Genomic DNA, 17,102 nt, shown 5'->3' on the forward strand with positions numbered 1-17,102 from the left:
GGCTGCGGGAATCCGAAATTCTCGGTCGCCAGAACGAAATCTTAATGTAAATCAAGCGTAATCCCGACCGTTAAAATAATGCGTATGTGTTGGGGTTGCGCATGCCGGAATATTCTTCCTTCATACGGTCCATCCGGAGCCGTTATCTCTCAGGATTGCTGATCTTCGCGTTGGCTTCGCTGGCGATCATGCTCGCACTTGATCGCGTCAATTCCTTCCGCCACCAGATCGATGCCCTGAGCAGCAACCTTGTCATCTTTACCCGCGATCTGCGCAACGCGACCAGCTTCGCCGAGACGACGGGAACCGCCTGGCGAGCGGAGACGCGCGATGCGCTGACCGCGTCGGCGCGCGGCCATTCGGAACGCCTGACCAGCGAGATTGGGACGCTTGCGACCCAGATCGCCGCATTGCGTCCACGCCTGTCGACAAAGACGATCAACGAGCTCGAATCCGCTTCGGTCAATGGCGACCTTTTCTGGTCTCCGCGCGACATGATTCGAAACTTCAACCTGATGTCGGTGGCGCAGAAGGTCGATGAGTGGAGCTATCGCGAAATCCGCAACCAGAACGACCTGTTTGCCCAGCCGATGCTGGTCCGCGTCCGCACCGCCATGGACGACGAGCGCCATTTGGCCGATGCCTCCAGTGACCGGCTGCTGCTGTGGGCGAGCGGATTGCTGTTCGCGGTGCTCTCCATCGCCGCTTTCTGGATCTTCCGGCCGATGGAGCAAGCCATCCGCCGCGCCTTCGCCGAATCCGCCGAGTCGCTGTTCAAGGCCGAGGCGGCCGACCGCGCCAAATCGGAATTCCTCGCCAATATGAGCCACGAAATCCGCACGCCGATGAACGGCGTGCTCGGCATGGCCGAGCTGCTGGCCAAGACTGAGCTGACCGCGCGCCAGAAGACCTTCACCGACGTCATCGTCAAATCCGGCAATGCGCTGCTCACCATCATCAACGACATCCTCGATTTCTCCAAGATCAATGCCGGCCAGCTCACGCTCGACCCGGCGCCGTTCCGCCTTGCCGAGGCGGTCGAGGATGTGGCCACGCTCGTCTCCGCCCATGTCGCCGAAAAGAACCTCGAACTGATCGTGCGCGTCGACCCGCGCCTGCCGGCCTACGTCGTCGGCGACGCCGGGCGGTTCCGCCAGATTGTCACCAACCTGCTCGGCAACGCGGTGAAGTTCACCGAGAAGGGCCATGTGCTGATCGACGTCGGCGGCGAAACCGTCAATGACGTCGTCCAGCTCAAGTTGCGCGTCGAGGACACCGGCATCGGCATCCCGGCCGAAAAGTTGCAGAACGTGTTCGAAAAATTCGCCCAGGTCGACGGCTCCTCGACCCGCCGTCACGAGGGCACCGGCCTTGGTCTCGCCATCGCCGCCCGCCTCGTCGACCTGATGGCCGGCAAGATTGGCGTCGAGAGCGAGATCGGCCGCGGCTCCGTATTCTGGTTCGCGGTGCCCCTGCCCGTGCATCGTGCCGAGGCTCGCGACGAGATCGTGCCGGTCGACGTCACCGGCGCCCGCGTTCTGGTCATCGACGACAATCCGGTCAACCGCGAGATCCTGCTCGAACAGCTCAGGAGCTGGAGCTTCGACTGCGCCGCCGCCGAAAGCGGTGCGGTCGGCTTGGCTTTCCTCGACCGCGCCTGCCAGCTGGGGGCCGCCGTCGATTGCATCATCCTCGATTACCAGATGCCCGGTATGAACGGCGCCGATGTCGCGAAAGCCATCGCCGCCGACAGCCGGCTGTCGGCCATACCGGTCGTGCTCCTGACCTCGGTCGACCAGGTCGATTTCGGCAAGATGATCATTGATTTCGGCATTGCCGCGCACCTGACCAAGCCGGCGCGCTCCGCGGTCCTGCTCGGCACCGTCATCTCGGTCGTCCAGAAAGCCCGCTCGCAGGTCGGCAGGGCGCAGTTCGTTCGCGAACCCGTACCGGCGCTGCCGCAGGCGGCGCCGCCCGCCTTTACCGTCATCCGCGGCCCGGCAATGCCAGCCGTCCCCGTGCCGGAACCGACGGTCGCGCCGAATGGTCCGATCGACATCCTCATCGCCGAGGACAACGAGGTGAACCAGCTGGTGTTCGGCCAGATTCTCAACGGGTTGGGCTTGAGCTATCGTATAGCCGGCAACGGCCGCACGGCGGTCGAGATGTACCGCTCGTTGCGCCCGAGGCTGATCCTGATGGACGTCTCCATGCCGGAGATGAACGGTTACGAGGCGACCCGCGCCATCCGGGCGACGGAGGCCTCGGATGGCAGCCACATTCCGATCATCGGCGTCACCGCGCATGCGCTGAAGGGCGACCGCGACAAGTGCATCGAAGCCGGCATGGACGACTATCTGCCGAAGCCGGTTTCACCCGACCGCCTCGGCGCCAAGATCGGCACCTGGCTCAGCGAAACGGTGGTGGCGAAGACGGCATAGCTATACCGTCGACGCCTCGGACGCCGCATCCAGATGATAACGGCGCATCCAGTTGAGGCTTGTCTCGTCGGCAAGCCTTGCGACGCCGGGTCTTATATCCCCAGCATCCGGTGCCTGAACCCCCAAGGCGTCGCAAACGGACGCCAACATTGCAACCGGATCGCTCGACAGGCGCTCATAGCCGATCCGCAGCGGGATTACCTCTTGCTCCGCGAACCACATGTTCCAGGCAGCGTCATAAGCTCCGAGCTCGGCAACCTCATCCTTGATCCGCCCGAAATCATATTGAGGTTCCCGGGGAGGCCCCACCCTTTCCAGCTCGGTTCCATCAGGAGCGACATGCCAAAGGCCGGTTTGCTGCGCCTTGACCAGCGATACGGCCTGCGCAAGCTTGTCCTCGCGTGACAGATGTATGTAGAGAACACGGCCAAACGCCCTCTCGAAACGAGCTTTATCCGAGACAAGCCCCGGGAAAATCCGGTCGAGTATCGCTGAAAGCTCATCCAGATTCTCTCGCATCAGGCGCAGGCCGAAAATACCGGTCCCATCCTTGCCGGCGGCGATGGCCGCATTGAGATAGGCGGCATTGAATTCGAGTTCGCCCATCGTGTCGCGGCCGGGCAGCCCCCACTCTTCGGCCCATTCGGGCACGTCCTGCCGCCGATAGAACGAATGAGGATCGCCCGCCGCCTTCGTGGAGGCCAGGAGTTTGCACAGCAAAGTGCTTCCGGTCCTGGGCGTGCCGCAGATAATATATGCGTCGACCATCCTGCGGCCCTCATTGCTCGTCGAAGGCAGGGCAATGCCGGCCAATCCAGGGTCGCCTATAGCCGCGGCCGGCATTTTTTATCGCCCCTTCACCCGCAACGACACACCCTCTACCGGTTGCGCACCACCACGCATGCCCCGCCGACACTTTGCAGTTTCTGGCAGATAGCGCCGGCGGCGGCACGGTCGTCGACCCCGATCCTGACCGCGTAGATGCCGCGCCGGCCGATCGGCGTGCGCACCCGGCTGACCACCGGATCATGCCCGCCTAGCAGGGCCGGGAAGCGGCCTCTCACCCTGAGCCACTGGTTGATCGCGGCGCTGCGGCGGAAATTGCCGGCCACCTGGATTCCCCACGGCTTTATGTTGATGGAAGCCATCGCCACCGTGCGCGACATGATCACCGGGAGCTTACGGCAGGCCGCGACGAAATCGGATTTCGCGTCGAGCGGTCGCACGCTTCCGGCATAGGCGCGGTCGGCGAACTTATCGACCGGCTCGCCCATGATGTCGAAGACATAGCTTTCGGTTTCCATCGGCAGGAAGCCGCCCGAGCCCAGCCAGCGCGAGACCCGGTTTTCGCCGGCATTGTAGGCGGCGGCCGCCAGGCCGAGATTGCCATAGCTGGTCTTCATCTCGGCGAGGTATTTCGCCGAGGCCGGGATCGCCTGGTTGATGTCGAAGGAATTGGCGAGCCCGCGCATCTTGGCGGTCCCCGGCATGAACTGGGCGATTCCTTCGGCGCCGACCGGACTGACGGCGTTGGGATCGAACCGACTTTCCTTCCAGATCAGCCGGGCGAAGAAATCCCTGGGCAGGCCGTTCTGGTCGGCATGGGCCTGGATCAGGTTGCAGACCTTGTCGATCAGCCGCTGCTTGGCCGATTGCGGCGGATCGGCCTGGACCAGGGTAGGCCACCCGCACAGCAGGATCAGCGCAACCGGGAGGAAGCGCAGCATTCGACCTACTCTGCCGCGGCCTTGCCGCGACCAAATCGTTGTTCGATATAGTCGGCGACCATCTTTTCGAAATCCTGCGCGATCGACGGTCCGCGCAGCGTCGCCGCCTTCTTGCCGTCGACGAAAACGGGCGCCGTCGGCGTCTCGCCGGTGCCTGGCAGCGAAATGCCGATATCGGCATGTTTGGACTCGCCCGGGCCGTTGACGATGCAGCCCATCACGGCGACCTTGAGGTTCTCGACCCCTGGGTATTTCTCACGCCACGCCGGCATGTTCTTCCTGAGATCGGCCTGGATGTTCTGGGCCAGTTCCTGGAACACGGTCGAGGTTGTGCGGCCGCAGCCGGGGCAAGCGGCGACGATCGGCACGAATTGCCTGAAGCCCATGGTCTGCAGCAATTCCTGCGACACCTGCACCTCGCGCGTGCGATCGCCGTTCGGCTCCGGCGTCAGCGATATGCGGATGGTGTCGCCGATGCCTTGCTGCAACAGGATGCCCATGGCGGCGGATGAGGCGACGATGCCTTTCGAGCCCATGCCGGCTTCGGTGAGGCCGAGATGCAGCGCATGGTCGGAACGGCTGGCGAGCTCGGTGTAAACGGCTATCAGGTCCTGCACGCCGCTGACCTTGGCCGAGAGGATGATCTTGTCGCGGCCAAGGCCGATCTCCTCGGCCATCTCGGCCGAGAGGATCGCCGACTGCACGATCGCCTCGCGCGTCACTTGCTGTGCGGTCAACGGAAAGCCGCGGGCCTGGTTGTCGTCCATCAGCCGGGTCAGGAGTTCCTGGTCGAGCGAGCCCCAGTTGACGCCGATGCGCACCGGCTTGTCATGTTTGATCGCCATCTCGACGATTGCCGCGAACTGCCGGTCCTTCTTGTCCTTGAAGCCGACATTGCCGGGATTGATGCGGTATTTGGCCAGCGCCTCGGCGCAGGCCGGATGATCGGCCAGGAGCTTGTGACCAATATAGTGGAAGTCGCCGACGATGGGCACGTTGATACCGAGCCGCGCCAGCCGCTCCCGGATGCGCGGCACGGCGGCGGCGCTTTCATCGCGGTCTACGGTGATGCGCACGATCTCGGAGCCGGCGCGATGCAGCGCCGCGACCTGGGCGACCGTCTGGTCGACATCGGCGGTATCCGTATTGGTCATCGACTGCACGACGACGGGAGCACCCCCGCCAACCACCACGCCGCCCACATCGACGCCAACCGAGGTGCGGCGCGGGAAGGGAAAGGAATAATATCCGGTCATGCCGGCAGCCTTTAATCTCTGGAGCGCCGCGCGTCCACTTGGACGCACAAAAGCGCGCTCCGGGCCGATGCGCTGAAGTCCGGGCATGAGGTGGAGGAGCAAAGATGGCTTGTCAATGGCGACAGGTCGCCACTGGCCGCAATCGATGCCGCCGCCGGTTGCTCGGCGCCCGACTTTTATCGCTCGCTTGCGTCGGCCAATCGGCTACCTGGCGATTGGCAGGCCCCATCGCTTTGTCTTTCCCGGAACGAGTCCGTCATTTCGGGGAGGAGCAAGGAGAAGAGCGACGCAGCGCAGTCCCAGAATCCAAGCCCTGACCTCAGAGCGCCGCGGCAAGGCGGAATTCTGCTCCGCTGCACTCTTCGGTCAGTTATGGTAAAGGGGAGCCGCGACGAGCTTCGCCCCTACTCGTCCTGGGACTAGGAAGTCGGACGGCCTCTGCCTGGTACGAATATCTGTGATGGTCGACCTGAAATCGAAGATCAAAACCACCAGTCCGGCGGCAATTGCCGCCGGCAGGAAAGACCCGAATGGTGAGCGGTTATGTCAGTGGGGCATCAATGCGTCGTGGGTTTGGCCCTCAGTTTTTCAATCTCGTCCTTGATTGCCAGCTTGCGTCGCTTGAGATTCACGATTTCCAGGTCGTCCACCGACGGGTGATTCATCGCGTCATCGAGCTCGCGTTCGATGTCGCCGTGTTTCCGCTGCAACTCATCAAGATGGGATGCAAGAGACATGATTGGTTCTCCCTTTCATGATTTCCTCGATTGCAGCCGCCAAAGGCGCGTCCACCGCAGGCTCGCTCTGTGACGGCACAATGACAGTGTGCCACCTTCGCGCAGCGATGTCGAATGATCCGTGGTAGCATTCCACGACAACGTGAAATGTGATATGGGCTGCGCGCCGGTGGCAGAGAGTGCCACCCCCCGCCCAATCAGGCCCAGCTTTGGGCGCCGCAGACGTGCAGACGGTAGAGAATGTCCGATCAGGAACAGGCCGATATTCGCCTCGAATTTTCCCGGCTGAAGCAGGAACACGCCGATTTCGACGCCGCGATCAATGCGATGGTCGCCATGAACTGCGACCCGCTGCAGATCCAGCGCATGAAGAAGAAGAAGCTTGCGCTGAAGGATCGGCTGATGAAGCTGGAAGACAGGATCATCCCGGACATCATCGCCTGACTTCAGGTCCAGGCCGCGATCGAAAGCCGCGCCGCGCGTTCGCGCAACAGGGCCAGGAGTTCGCCTGTCTTCTCCTGCGATGTGTCGATGGGCACCACCAGGCACATCGTCGCCTCGACGGTGCCGGGTGCTGAAAACACCGGCGCGGCGAGGCATTTCGTATAGGCGTCGACGAGCCCCGAAGTGATGCAATAGCCGGTGGCTCGCGCCGTCGCTATGTCGGCGATGAAATCGTCCAGCCGCAATCTGCGGCCATCGGGCAGCATAAGGTCGTCTTCCGATATCATGGCTTCGATCCGGGCCTGTTCGAGGCCGGCGAGCAGCAGCCTGCCTGACGCGGTCCAGGGCAGCGGAATCTGCAATCCGGTGGCGGAGCTGATGCGGAACGGCCGGGTGCCCGGGCTCGAGTGGACGATCGTGTAGCGGCCGCTCTGCAGCATGCACAGTTCGGAGGTCTCACCGGTCTCGCGCGACAGGTTGTCGACCTCCTGGCGTCCTCGCCTCAAGAGGTCGTTGCCGCGCACATAATCCATTCCATAGAGATAGAGCTTCTTACCGAAATAGACGCGGTTGCCGTCGCCGGCCATCTCCAGGAGGCCCGCATCGACCAGCGATCGCACCAGTGTGTAGGTGGTCGAACGCGGCGCGTTGACCCCCTTGGCGAGGTCGCCGATACCGATGGCGCGCTGCGTCGAATGAAGGAACTCCAGAATCTGGAGCACCCGGTTGAGGCCCTTCTCCCGAGAGACCGAAATCTTTGCGTCCGCTGAGACCGCCAAGGCGCTGCCATCTTGCATTGTCGATTCCTGATGTTAGTATCTGTCTTGTACAGGATACACTCGTCCCTTGTAAGAGACAATTTCTGTAACGATCCGGGTGCGCGTATTGCCTGTGCGTAGGGGAACACAACACGAAAGGAGGTCGCTGTGGACGACACATCCAAAAGGCGTGATTTTCTGAAACTGGGCATGGCCGGACTGGCAACGGCCGGCGTCATGAGCGCGGCGGCAACGGTCGACGTCCAGAAGGCGGCGGCGCAGGCTGCGCCCGATAGCTTGCTACGCACCGTGCTGGAGCGCGGCAAATTGATTGTCGGCACCGGAAGCACCAATGCGCCATGGCATTTCGAGAACGATGCCGGCGAACTCGTCGGCATGGACATCACCATGGGGCGCATCCTGGCAAAGGGCTTGTTCGATGACCCGGCCAAGGTCGAGTTTGTCATGCAGGACCCGGCGCAGCGCATTCCGAACGTGACGACGAACAAGGTCGACATCACCATCCAGTTCATGACCATGACCGCGCAGCGCTCGCAGCTGATCAACTTCTCCAGGCCTTACTACGTCGAGGGCGTCGCCTTGCTGACTTTGCCCGGCGCCGAGAACAAGACCTTCGACAAGCTGCTTGCCGCAGGCTCCGCGACGCGCGTTTCCATCCTGCAGAATGTCGACGCCGAATCTTCGGTGCATTTTGCCTTGCCGGAGGCGCAGGTGATGCAGATCGATACACAGGCCAACGTGCTGCAGGCATTGGAATCCAAGCGTGCCGATGCCGCTGCCGTCGACCTCTCCACCGTGCGCTGGCTCGCCTCGCGCAATCCGGACAAATACTTCGATGCCGGCAAGAGCTGGTACTCGATGCTTTATGGCGCGGCGCTCCGGCAAGGCGATCTCGATTGGCTGACCTTCGTCAACCAGACCTTCACCATCGCCATGTTCGGCCATGAAACGGCGCTCTATGACGCCGCGTTCAAGGACTATTTCGGGCAGGAGCCGCCGGCGCGCCACCCCGGCTTCCCGGTTATCTGACGTCATCGGCGGAAGGGCGCCGACCCTTCCGCCTTTTTTCCTGGCGACGCGGCCAGCTTTGCGTCACATCGGGAGCACTGAGGCCGACGCATGGGTTATGCGCTCAATTTCAACCTGATCTGGCGGCATTTCGACAAGCTGTGGGGCGGTCTGCTGCTCAGCCTGGAGCTCGCCGTCATCTCGATCGCCATCGGCATCGTCATCGGTCTGGTCCTGGCGGTCTGGTACGTGTCGGCCGGACGCATGGTGCGCGGCATCATTGCCGCCTATGTCGAATTCATCCGAAACGTGCCGCTGATCCTGCTCGTCTATCTCGTCTTCTACGGTCTGCCGACCGTGGTCGACATCGCCTACAGCGCGCAAACCTCGTTCGTCGCCACGCTGGCGCTCTACAGCGGCGCCTATCTGGTCGAGGTGTTCCGCTCCGGTCTCGAAGCGGTGCCGCGCGGCCAGCTAGACGCCGGCAAGGCGATCGGCCTGACGCCCTGGCAAAGGCTGCTCCATGTGCGCCTGCCGACCATGCTGCGCATCACGCTGCCGGCGCTTTCCAACACTTTCATATCGCTGTTCAAGGACACCTCCGTCGCTTCGGTCATCTCGGTGCCCGAACTGACCTTCGGCGCGCAATGGATCAACTTCAACACCTTCCGCATCGTCGAGGTCTATCTCGTCGTGACGGCGATGTATCTGCTGACCGGCTACGCCCTGCTTTACGCGCTCCGGCTCGTCGAACGATGGTTCAAGGTGGTGCACTAGCATGCTTGGCCAGATCGCCTACGCCTTGCCTTTCCTGGCTCAGGGTTTTGCGCTGACGCTTTGGGTGTCGCTGCTGGTCGTGACGTTCTCGCTCGTCGCCGGTGTCGTCCTTGGCGTCGGCCTGGTCTATGGCCCGGCGCCGGCGCGCTGGGCGGTGCGCATCTTCAGCGACACTATTCGCGGCATACCGATCCTGGTGCTCATCTTCTTCGTCTACTACGGGATGCCGGCCGTCGGGCTTCACCTGCCGTCCTTCTGGGCTGCCGTGCTGGCGCTGACCTTGTTCAAGACAGCCCAGGTCGTCGAATATCTCCGGGGCGCCGTCGGCTCCATCCCGAAGGGACAATCGGAGGCGGCAATGGCGATCGGCCTGACCTTCCGCCAGCGGCTGGCCCATGTCATCTTTCCGCAAGCGTTCAGGCGTTTCCTGCCGCCCTGGATCAATGGCGTCACCGACGCGGTCAAGGGCAGCGCGCTGGTCTCCCTGCTCGGCATCACCGATCTCATGCAGGCCATCAACCAGGTCATCGGCCGCACCTATGAGGCCATGCCGCTCTACATCCTTGGCGCCCTCATCTACTTCGCCGTCAACTATGCGCTTTCGCTTGCCAGCCGGCGGCTGGAGCGGCGTTTCTCCTTCATCCGGGAATAGCAATGTCCACAAGCTCGAACGATGCCCCGGCCCTTCTCGACATCCGCGATGTGTCCAAATCCTTTGGCGCCGTCCAGGTCCTGCGCTCGGTCAGCCTGCGCGTGGCGCGCGGCGAGGTGGTGACGGTCATCGGGCCCTCGGGCAGCGGCAAGACCACGCTGCTGCGCTGCGCCAACTTCCTGGAGAGCTATGACAGCGGGTCCATCCGCATCGACGGCAAGGAGGTCGGCTTCCGAGAAACCGGAGCCCGCCAGCGCCGCAGCGAACGCGACCTTGCCGCGATGCGCGCCGAGACCGGCATGGTGTTCCAGAGCTTCAACCTGTTTCCGCATCTCACCGCCGCCGGCAACATCATGCTCGGCCTCACCAAGGTGCGCGGCAAAAGCACCGTGGAGGCGCGCACGATTGCCGAACACTGGCTCGGCCGCGTCGGTCTTGCCCATAAGGCCGACAGCCTGCCGGCGGAGCTCTCCGGCGGCCAGCAGCAGCGCGTCGGAATTGCGCGCGCCGTGGCCATGGGGCCGAAAATCCTGCTGCTCGACGAGATAACCTCCGCCCTCGATCCGGAACTCGTCGGCGAGGTGCTTGAAGTGGTGCGCAGCCTCGCCGAGGACGGCATGACGATGGTGATGGTCACGCATGAGATGGCCTTTGCCCGCGACGCCTCGAGCCGCATCGTCTTCATGGCCGATGGCAGCGTCGGCGCGGTCGGCCCGCCGAAGGAGATTCTCGCAGCAGACGCCGAGAATGAGCGTCTGCGCAATTTCCTGGCGCGCTTCCGCGCCTCGCATTTCTGACATTGGATGGTTGACACCATCCCAAGGAGCCTTCTTCCATGACGCCTTACACCAGGCTCGCCGAACTCGGCCTCACATTGCCCGAGCCGCCGACGCCCATCGCCAACTTCGTTACCCATGCCGAGAGCGGCCGGCTGATCTTCCTGTCCGGCCAGGGACCGCTGCGGGCCGACGGCTCGCTCTGCACCGGGAAGGTGGGCGAGGATGTGACGGTGGAGGAGGCTTATCAGCATGCCCGCCTCACCGGCCTCAACCTGCTTGCCGTCATGCATGCTGCCGCCGGCGATCTCGGCCGCATCGTGCGCGTCGTCAAGCTGCTCGGCTTCGTCAACGCCACGCCGACCTTCAGCGACCACCCCAAAGTGGTGAATGGCTGCTCCGATCTTTTCGCCGACGTTTTCGCCACGATCGGCGGGCATGCCCGCTCGGCGATCGGCGTCGGCTCCTTGCCGGGAAACATCACCGTCGAAATCGAAGCGGTCGTCGAGATCGCTGCCTGATCTGTCATCCACGGGATTGCTCACATGAAAACATATTCAGACACCGGCTCCAACACCACGATCCGCGAACGGCTCGGCCTTCGCCCGATCATCAACGTCTCCGGCACGATGACGGCGCTCGGCGCGTCGATCATCGTGCCTGAAGCGATCAGCGCCATGTCTGAAATGGCATCGCAATGGGTGGAAATGGACGATCTGCAGCGCGCCGCAAGCGCCGTCGTCGCGCGCCTCACCGGTGGCGAGGCCGGCTTCATCACCGCCTGCTGTGCCAGCGGCATCACCATGGCGATCGCCGGCGCGATGACGGGAACCAACCTGCTCGCCATCGAACGCCTGCCGGACGACACCGGCGACCTCAAGTCGGAGGTGATCATCCAGCTTGGCCACATCGTCAACTACGGCGCCCCGATCGACCAGTCGGTCCGCGTCGCCGGCGCCAAGGTGGTGCCCGCCGGCACGGTCAGCGTCACGCAGGACTATCATGTCCGCGACGCGATCAACGACCGCACGGCGGCAGGGCTCTATGTCGTCGCGCATCACACCGTGCAGTACGGCATGCTGTCGCTGGAGGAATTCTGCGAAATCTGCCACGCCAGGGGCGTGCCGGTGATCGTCGACGCGGCTTCCGAATATGACCTGCGCGGCTTCCTGGCGCGTGGCGCCGACATCGTCATCTACAGCGGCCACAAATTCCTGAGCGGCCCGACCAGCGGCATCGTCACCGGACGCAAGGATCTGGTGCGCGCCGCCTATCTACAGAACCGCGGCGTCGCCCGCGCCATGAAGGTCGGCAAGGAAAGCATCGCCGGCACCATGGCCGCGCTCGAGGCATGGGAGAAGCGCGACCACGCCGGCATCCGCCGGCGCGAAGAGGCCGCCCTCAACCTTTGGAAGGATGCTCTGCAGGGTATCCCGGGCATTGGCGCGGAGATCATTCCCGACCCGACCTCCAACCCGCTCGACCGCCTGCAGGTCTTCGTGCTGCCGGAAAGCCGCTTCACCGCCGCCGGCCTTGCCTCGGCGCTTGCCGGTGGATCGCCGCCCATCATCGTGCGCAATCACGAGGTCGAACGCGGCCATTTCTTCCTCGACCCCTGCAATCTTCATCCCGGAGAGGCGGAAATCGTCGCCGAACGGCTGCGCGCCCTGTTAACCGCGAAGGACCGGCCCGCCGACGCCATGAAGATTGCCCGTAAGGACTCTTCCGGCGCCTTGCGCTGGCCTGATTGAGCGCCAGGCGGACCAACGAACCCAAAGCACCGGCTGATCACGCGACCGTGAACAGCCGGATGCGTACGCGGCGGGAATAAATCTCGGCTGCAACGGGTCTCCTCGACATAGGCCGCTACAGGCGTTGAGGAGATCGGCATGCCCGTCATTATGAAAACGACAGCGAACATGGCCGCGGCGTTGGCGGCCGCCATGTGCTGGGGCGCATGACCTTAGCCGGCCTCTCTCTTCCATGACGCACGGCTTTCCCATTGCGCTTGACACTGGTGACGCAGATGACTTCACTTTCGCCACGGCAGGCGGCTTTGCCTGTTGCCGAGGGTTTCGCCCGCACGGGCGGGGCGAGACCGCCGGTATTGCTTGAAAGCGCACGGCCTGTTCCTCGTGGAGTATCGGATGGTGCTGCTTTGAGCGAGAAGGCCGGAGCCGAGCGCTTCAGCGAGGTGGTGCTGCCTCATCTCGGTGACGCGCTGGCGCTTGCCCGCTGGTTGACCGGCAATGGCGCCGATGCCGAGGACGTCGTGCAGGACGCCTGCATAAAGGCGCATGCGGGCATATCAGGCTATGCCGGCGGCAATGCCCGCGCCTGGCTGCTGACCATCGTGCGCAACACCGCCTATACCTGGATGTCGCGCAACCGGCCGCGCGGCATGTTGGCCGTCGGTGATCTCGGCGATCTCGACGAGATGGCGGCGGCACACGGCATCAGCGTGCCGGACGAATATGGTCCGGAGGCAAGCCTGATCGCCAAGGCCGACACGGTGGCGCTTGAAACGGCGATAGCAGCCCTGCCGCAGCCGTTTCGCGAGACGCTTGTGCTGCGCGACATCAGCGGCCTCAGCTATCGCGAGATAGCGGCCATGCTCGGCGTGCCGATGGGCACGGTGATGTCCAGGCTGGCTCGCGCGCGGAGCCTGCTTATGTCTGACCTGGGGAGAGCGCCATGACCATGCATGACGATGGACTGCCCAATGATCCGGAAGGCATCAGGCTGATGATCCACGCCCTCGTCGATGGCGAACTTGATGCAGCGGCCGCGCTTGCGGTGGAGCGGCGCATTGCGGCCGATCCGCGGCTTGCCTCGGAGCATGCCCGCATCGTGGCCTTGCGGGGCGCGGTCAGCCGCCTGCCGCGCCCAGATGTCGGCGACGCCTTTCGCGCGCGCATCGCGGCCATTGGCACTGCGGCCACCGCGCAGCCGGAGTCAGGCGAAACGGCCAAGCCGCAGCAGGGCCGGCCGGCGCTCCCGGGGGTGCTTGCCCCGGGCGGGAGAGGCCAGAGGCGAAACGCCGATACGCGGCTGTCGCCAAGTCGAGCGCGCCGCTTCGGTTCGTTCGACTGGCGCGCTCTTGCCGCCTCGATCATGATCAGCGCGGTGCTGGCCAGCGGGGCAACGCAATGGGTGATGGTCAACGGCGCGTCCGACAGCTTCGCCGCGGCGGTCGCCAGCGGCCATCGCCGCAGCCTGCTTGCCGCCAGCCCGATCGATATCGTCTCGTCGGACCGCCACACGGTAAAACCCTGGCTCGACGCCCGGATCGGCGTGTCGCCGCCGGCACCGGATCTTGCCAAGGACGGTTTTGCGCTGATCGGCGGCCGGGTCGAGGTGATTTCCGGCCGCCCGGTGCCGGCACTTGTCTACCGCCACCGCGAGCATCTGATCACGCTGGTCGCCGAACCGCAGCAGGGCGGCAAGGTCAGCGAGCCTGACGATCTTTCCTCGGGCGGCTTTTCGCTGGTGCAGTGGAGCGACGGCGCCTTCTCCTACTGGGCGATCTCCGACATGGAGCGGCCCGAACTCGACGATTTCGTCGCCCGCTTCCGCAAGGCTGCGGCATAGGCCGATTTCCCGGCCGGACACCGGCAATGCCCCGCATCCTTGCCGCCGCCGCCGAATTCCGCTAAGGCGCGCCTTTGTCGCCGGGAGCAGAAGCTTGGACGATCAACGCGCCGACGTCGCCATTATCATGGGCAGCCAGTCCGACTGGGCGACCATGCGCCATGCCGCCGAGACACTGGAGGCGCTTGGCATCCCGCACAAACGGCTGATCGTCTCGGCGCACCGCACCCCCGACCGGCTCTATGCCTTCGCCAAGGGCGCCAAGGCCGCCGGCTACAAGGTCATCATCGCCGGTGCGGGCGGTGCGGCGCACCTGCCCGGCATGACGGCGGCGATGACACCGCTGCCGGTGTTCGGCGTGCCGGTGGAATCCAAAGCCCTGTCGGGACAGGATTCGCTGCTGTCCATCGTCCAGATGCCGGCCGGCATTCCGGTGGGGACGCTGGCCATCGGCAAGGCCGGTGCTGCCAATGCAGCCCTATTGGCTGCCGCCGTGCTGGCGCTCAACGACGACAAGCTTGCCGGGCGGCTCGATGCCTGGCGCGCCTCACAGACCGCCAAGGTCGCGGCCGAACCCACGGACACGCAATGAGCCTGCCCGCCGGATCGACCATCGGCATCATCGGCGGCGGCCAGCTCGGCCGCATGCTGGCAATGGCGGCCGCTCGCCTCGGCTACCGCACCGTGGTGCTGGAGCCGCAGCCGGATTGCCCCGCGGCACAGGTCGCCAACCGTCAGGTCACGGCCGCCTACGATGACCCCGCCGCGCTTGCCGAATTGGCCGAGGCAAGTGCCGTCGTCACCTATGAATTCGAGAACGTTCCGGTTGCCGCCGCCGAGGCGCTCGCCGCAAAGGTGCCGGTCTATCCACCTGCGCGCGCGCTTGATGTGGCGCAGGACCGGGTGACCGAAAAGACATTTCTCAACGGCATCGGCATTGCCACGGCGGATTTCCGCGCGGTCGACAATGACGGCGAGCTGACCGCAGCGCTGAAATCCTTTGGCGGCAGCGGCATATTGAAGACGCGGCGCATGGGCTATGACGGCAAGGGCCAGCGCGTCTTCCGTGACATGCAAGCCGGCGGCTTCGCCGGCACCTGCGAGGCCATGGGCAGCGTGCCGCTGGTCCTCGAGGCCTTCGTTTCCTTTGAGCGCGAAGTCTCCGTCATCGCCGCGCGCGGCATCGATGGCGTCGTCGCCGCCTACGATCCGGCCGAGAACGTCCACCGCAACGGCATTCTCCACACATCGACCGTGCCGGCCGCGATCGCGCCCCGGACAGCCGAGGCGGCCCGGACAGCGGCGGTGAAGATCCTGTCGGCGCTCGACTATGTCGGCGTCATCGGCGTCGAGTTCTTCGTGCTGGCCGATGGCTCGCTGCTGGCCAACGAGATCGCGCCGCGCGTCCACAATTCAGGCCACTGGACGGAAGCCGCCTGCACCGTTTCGCAGTTCGAGCAGCATATCCGCGCCGTGGCCGGCCTGCCGCTCGGCGACCCGCGACACCATTCCGACTGCGTGATGGAGAACCTGATCGGCGACAATATCTCGCGCGTTCCGGAATTGCTGGCGGAGCCCGACCTGATGCTGCATCTCTACGGCAAGGCCGCAGCGCGGCCCGGCCGCAAGATGGGCCATTTCACCCGGATCAGCCGCCGCGCCTGACAGCAATCTCGACGCCGCGAGCTACCGGGCAGGAAAACTCGGCGCATGGCGTTCTCAAGTCACGTGGCGACCACCACATCATACCAGCCGGTGCCGAGCCATTGGCCGATTGCGGATATTTGACGACACCGGGCATTCATCTCCGCTACCGGGCATGCTTGCGGTTGACACGGACAAGGCTCCTCGTTTATGAGCCACCCACAGTTCAAAGGCGCGTCTTCTGGCGCGCCTTAAAATTTCGACCCGGACCGGGTCCACACCGACAGGCAAGACCATGAAGATCAAGAATTCGCTCAAGGCGCTGAAGGCGCGTCATCGCGACAACCGTCTGGTTCGCCGCAAGGGCCGCGTCTACATCATCAACAAGACCGCCCCCCGCTATAAGGCGCGCCAGGGCTGAGCTTCGTCGCGAGGCTTTTGCCTCCGCAGTTGGTGTTTATCGTCGGTCCGCCGGCCGTTCACGCTAAAATCAGTTTGACGTTCCGCCGCCCGGGACTAGATTCGGGCGATGCGGATTCTTTTTGCATTTTTGACGGTCCTTCTCTTTTGCAGCGCCGTCTCGTTGCCGGCGCGGGCCGATGATCGGGCGGTGGTGCAAGCGGCCCCGGAGCCGGCGCCTCCGGATGCCCAGCCAGTGCCGCAAGCCGCGCCTCCCGCAATGAACAGGGAAGCCCGCCTCGACAAGCTGTTTGCCGATCTCAAGCGCGAGCGCAACGAAAAGGCGGCAGAGCGTATCGCCGGCATCATCTGGAGCGAATGGTCCCAGTCGGGCAGCGCCTCGATCGACCTGATGATGCAATGGTCGCAGAAGGCGCTCGAGAACCAGAAATTCGACGTAGCGCTCGATTTCCTCGACCAGGTGGTCACCTTGCAGCCGGCCTATGCCGAGGGCTGGAACCGGCGCGCCACGGTGCATTTCATGATGAAGAACTACGGCAAGTCGATGTCCGACATCGACCATACGCTGCAACTCGAACCACGCCATTTCGGCGCGCTGTCGGGCCTGGCACAGATCATGACCGTGACCGGACGCAAGCAATCGGCGCTCGAGGCCTGGCAGAAGGTGCTCGCCATCTACCCGATGCTGCGCAGCGCCCAGGACCAGGTCGGCACGCTTTCGGAAGAGCTCGCCGGCGAAGGCATTTGATATTTTAAGGCAGTAGGGAAATAGGGCAGTAAGGCAGTAGGAAAGAGATCGCCCGGAAATACTTGCCCTACTCCCCTACTCCCCTACTCCCCTACTCCCCTA

19 protein-coding genes are annotated in these 17,102 nt (G+C 64.1%); 14 read left to right on the forward strand and 5 right to left on the reverse strand.

The annotated features are described in order from the left end of the window. The first annotated feature begins 101 nt into the window (after positions 1–101). Positions 102–2,441, forward strand: a complete 2,340-nt coding sequence (locus tag FJ946_RS30335) for a response regulator (RefSeq protein WP_140500494.1) — start codon at positions 102–104, stop codon at positions 2,439–2,441. Here FJ946_RS30335 and FJ946_RS30340 read toward each other — a convergent pair whose 3' ends face one another. The 4 genes from FJ946_RS30340 to FJ946_RS30355 all read right to left on the reverse strand — a co-directional run bounded on the left by FJ946_RS30340 (position 2,442) and on the right by FJ946_RS30355 (position 6,161). Next, complete coding sequence (locus FJ946_RS30340; RefSeq protein WP_246673101.1) at positions 2,442–3,254, reverse strand: Stf0 family sulfotransferase; 813 nt, start codon at positions 3,252–3,254, stop codon at positions 2,442–2,444. A gap of 65 nt (positions 3,255–3,319) precedes the next feature. Beyond that, complete coding sequence (locus FJ946_RS30345) at positions 3,320–4,168, reverse strand: lytic transglycosylase domain-containing protein (RefSeq protein ID WP_140568182.1); 849 nt, start codon at positions 4,166–4,168, stop codon at positions 3,320–3,322. 5 nt (positions 4,169–4,173) lie between these two features. Beyond that, positions 4,174–5,424: a flavodoxin-dependent (E)-4-hydroxy-3-methylbut-2-enyl-diphosphate synthase gene (gene ispG, locus FJ946_RS30350; protein WP_140517596.1), complete on the reverse strand. Its 1,251-nt coding sequence runs from the start codon at positions 5,422–5,424 to the stop codon at positions 4,174–4,176. A 557-nt stretch (positions 5,425–5,981) separates the two neighbouring features. Then, positions 5,982–6,161: a YdcH family protein gene (locus tag FJ946_RS30355; protein WP_097571999.1), complete on the reverse strand. Its 180-nt coding sequence runs from the start codon at positions 6,159–6,161 to the stop codon at positions 5,982–5,984. A 240-nt stretch (positions 6,162–6,401) separates the two neighbouring features. Here FJ946_RS30355 and FJ946_RS30360 point away from each other — a divergent pair, with 240 nt between their 5' ends. Beyond that, on the forward strand, positions 6,402–6,605 hold the full coding sequence (locus FJ946_RS30360) for a YdcH family protein (protein WP_140568183.1): 204 nt from the start codon (positions 6,402–6,404) through the stop codon (positions 6,603–6,605). 2 nt (positions 6,606–6,607) lie between these two features. Here the strand turns inward: FJ946_RS30360 and FJ946_RS30365 are convergent, their stop codons facing one another. Next, positions 6,608–7,402, reverse strand: coding sequence for an IclR family transcriptional regulator (locus tag FJ946_RS30365; protein WP_140558863.1), 795 nt, complete (start codon positions 7,400–7,402; stop codon positions 6,608–6,610). Positions 7,403–7,531: 129 nt separating this feature from the next. Here FJ946_RS30365 and FJ946_RS30370 point away from each other — a divergent pair, with 129 nt between their 5' ends. From FJ946_RS30370 to FJ946_RS30425, 12 genes are all read left to right on the forward strand, one after another. Beyond that, a complete protein-coding gene (locus FJ946_RS30370; protein WP_140500486.1) occupies positions 7,532–8,413 on the forward strand; it encodes a transporter substrate-binding domain-containing protein in 882 nt (293 codons plus the stop codon). A 90-nt stretch (positions 8,414–8,503) separates the two neighbouring features. Then, the gene (locus FJ946_RS30375; RefSeq protein WP_140500485.1) at positions 8,504–9,169 is read left to right on the forward strand and encodes an amino acid ABC transporter permease; all 666 of its coding nucleotides are present in this window, start codon (positions 8,504–8,506) and stop codon (positions 9,167–9,169) included. A gap of 1 nt (position 9,170) precedes the next feature. Beyond that, positions 9,171–9,821 carry an amino acid ABC transporter permease gene (locus FJ946_RS30380; RefSeq protein ID WP_140500483.1) on the forward strand — a complete coding sequence of 217 codons (651 nt, stop codon included), beginning with the start codon at positions 9,171–9,173 and terminating at the stop codon, positions 9,819–9,821. 2 nt (positions 9,822–9,823) lie between these two features. Next, complete coding sequence (locus FJ946_RS30385) at positions 9,824–10,618, forward strand: amino acid ABC transporter ATP-binding protein (RefSeq protein WP_140568184.1); 795 nt, start codon at positions 9,824–9,826, stop codon at positions 10,616–10,618. Positions 10,619–10,656: 38 nt separating this feature from the next. Continuing rightward, on the forward strand, positions 10,657–11,118 hold the full coding sequence (locus FJ946_RS30390) for a RidA family protein (RefSeq protein WP_140525749.1): 462 nt from the start codon (positions 10,657–10,659) through the stop codon (positions 11,116–11,118). 24 nt (positions 11,119–11,142) lie between these two features. Then, positions 11,143–12,348 carry an aminotransferase class V-fold PLP-dependent enzyme gene (locus tag FJ946_RS30395; RefSeq protein WP_140558860.1) on the forward strand — a complete coding sequence of 402 codons (1,206 nt, stop codon included), beginning with the start codon at positions 11,143–11,145 and terminating at the stop codon, positions 12,346–12,348. 407 nt (positions 12,349–12,755) lie between these two features. Further along, complete coding sequence (locus tag FJ946_RS30400) at positions 12,756–13,295, forward strand: sigma-70 family RNA polymerase sigma factor (protein WP_140500476.1); 540 nt, start codon at positions 12,756–12,758, stop codon at positions 13,293–13,295. Further along, positions 13,292–14,188 (forward strand): anti-sigma factor, encoded by an 897-nt coding sequence (locus tag FJ946_RS30405; protein ID WP_140517591.1) that lies wholly within the window; start codon positions 13,292–13,294, stop codon positions 14,186–14,188. Before FJ946_RS30400 ends, FJ946_RS30405 begins: the two co-directional genes overlap by 4 nt. A 94-nt stretch (positions 14,189–14,282) precedes the next feature. Further along, entirely contained in the window at positions 14,283–14,780 is a 498-nt protein-coding gene (gene purE, locus FJ946_RS30410; protein WP_140517590.1) for a 5-(carboxyamino)imidazole ribonucleotide mutase, read from the forward strand. Beyond that, positions 14,777–15,853 (forward strand): 5-(carboxyamino)imidazole ribonucleotide synthase, encoded by a 1,077-nt coding sequence (locus tag FJ946_RS30415; protein ID WP_140500470.1) that lies wholly within the window; start codon positions 14,777–14,779, stop codon positions 15,851–15,853. Before purE ends, FJ946_RS30415 begins: the two co-directional genes overlap by 4 nt. A gap of 274 nt (positions 15,854–16,127) precedes the next feature. After that, the gene (gene ykgO / locus FJ946_RS30420; protein ID WP_125004464.1) at positions 16,128–16,253 is read left to right on the forward strand and encodes a type B 50S ribosomal protein L36; all 126 of its coding nucleotides are present in this window, start codon (positions 16,128–16,130) and stop codon (positions 16,251–16,253) included. 108 nt (positions 16,254–16,361) lie between these two features. After that, positions 16,362–17,000, forward strand: coding sequence for a hypothetical protein (locus tag FJ946_RS30425; RefSeq protein ID WP_140568185.1), 639 nt, complete (start codon positions 16,362–16,364; stop codon positions 16,998–17,000). Positions 17,001–17,102: the final 102 nt, after the last annotated feature.

Source organism: Mesorhizobium sp. B2-4-7, from assembly GCF_006442685.1.
Taxonomy (GTDB): Bacteria; Pseudomonadota; Alphaproteobacteria; order Rhizobiales; family Rhizobiaceae; genus Mesorhizobium.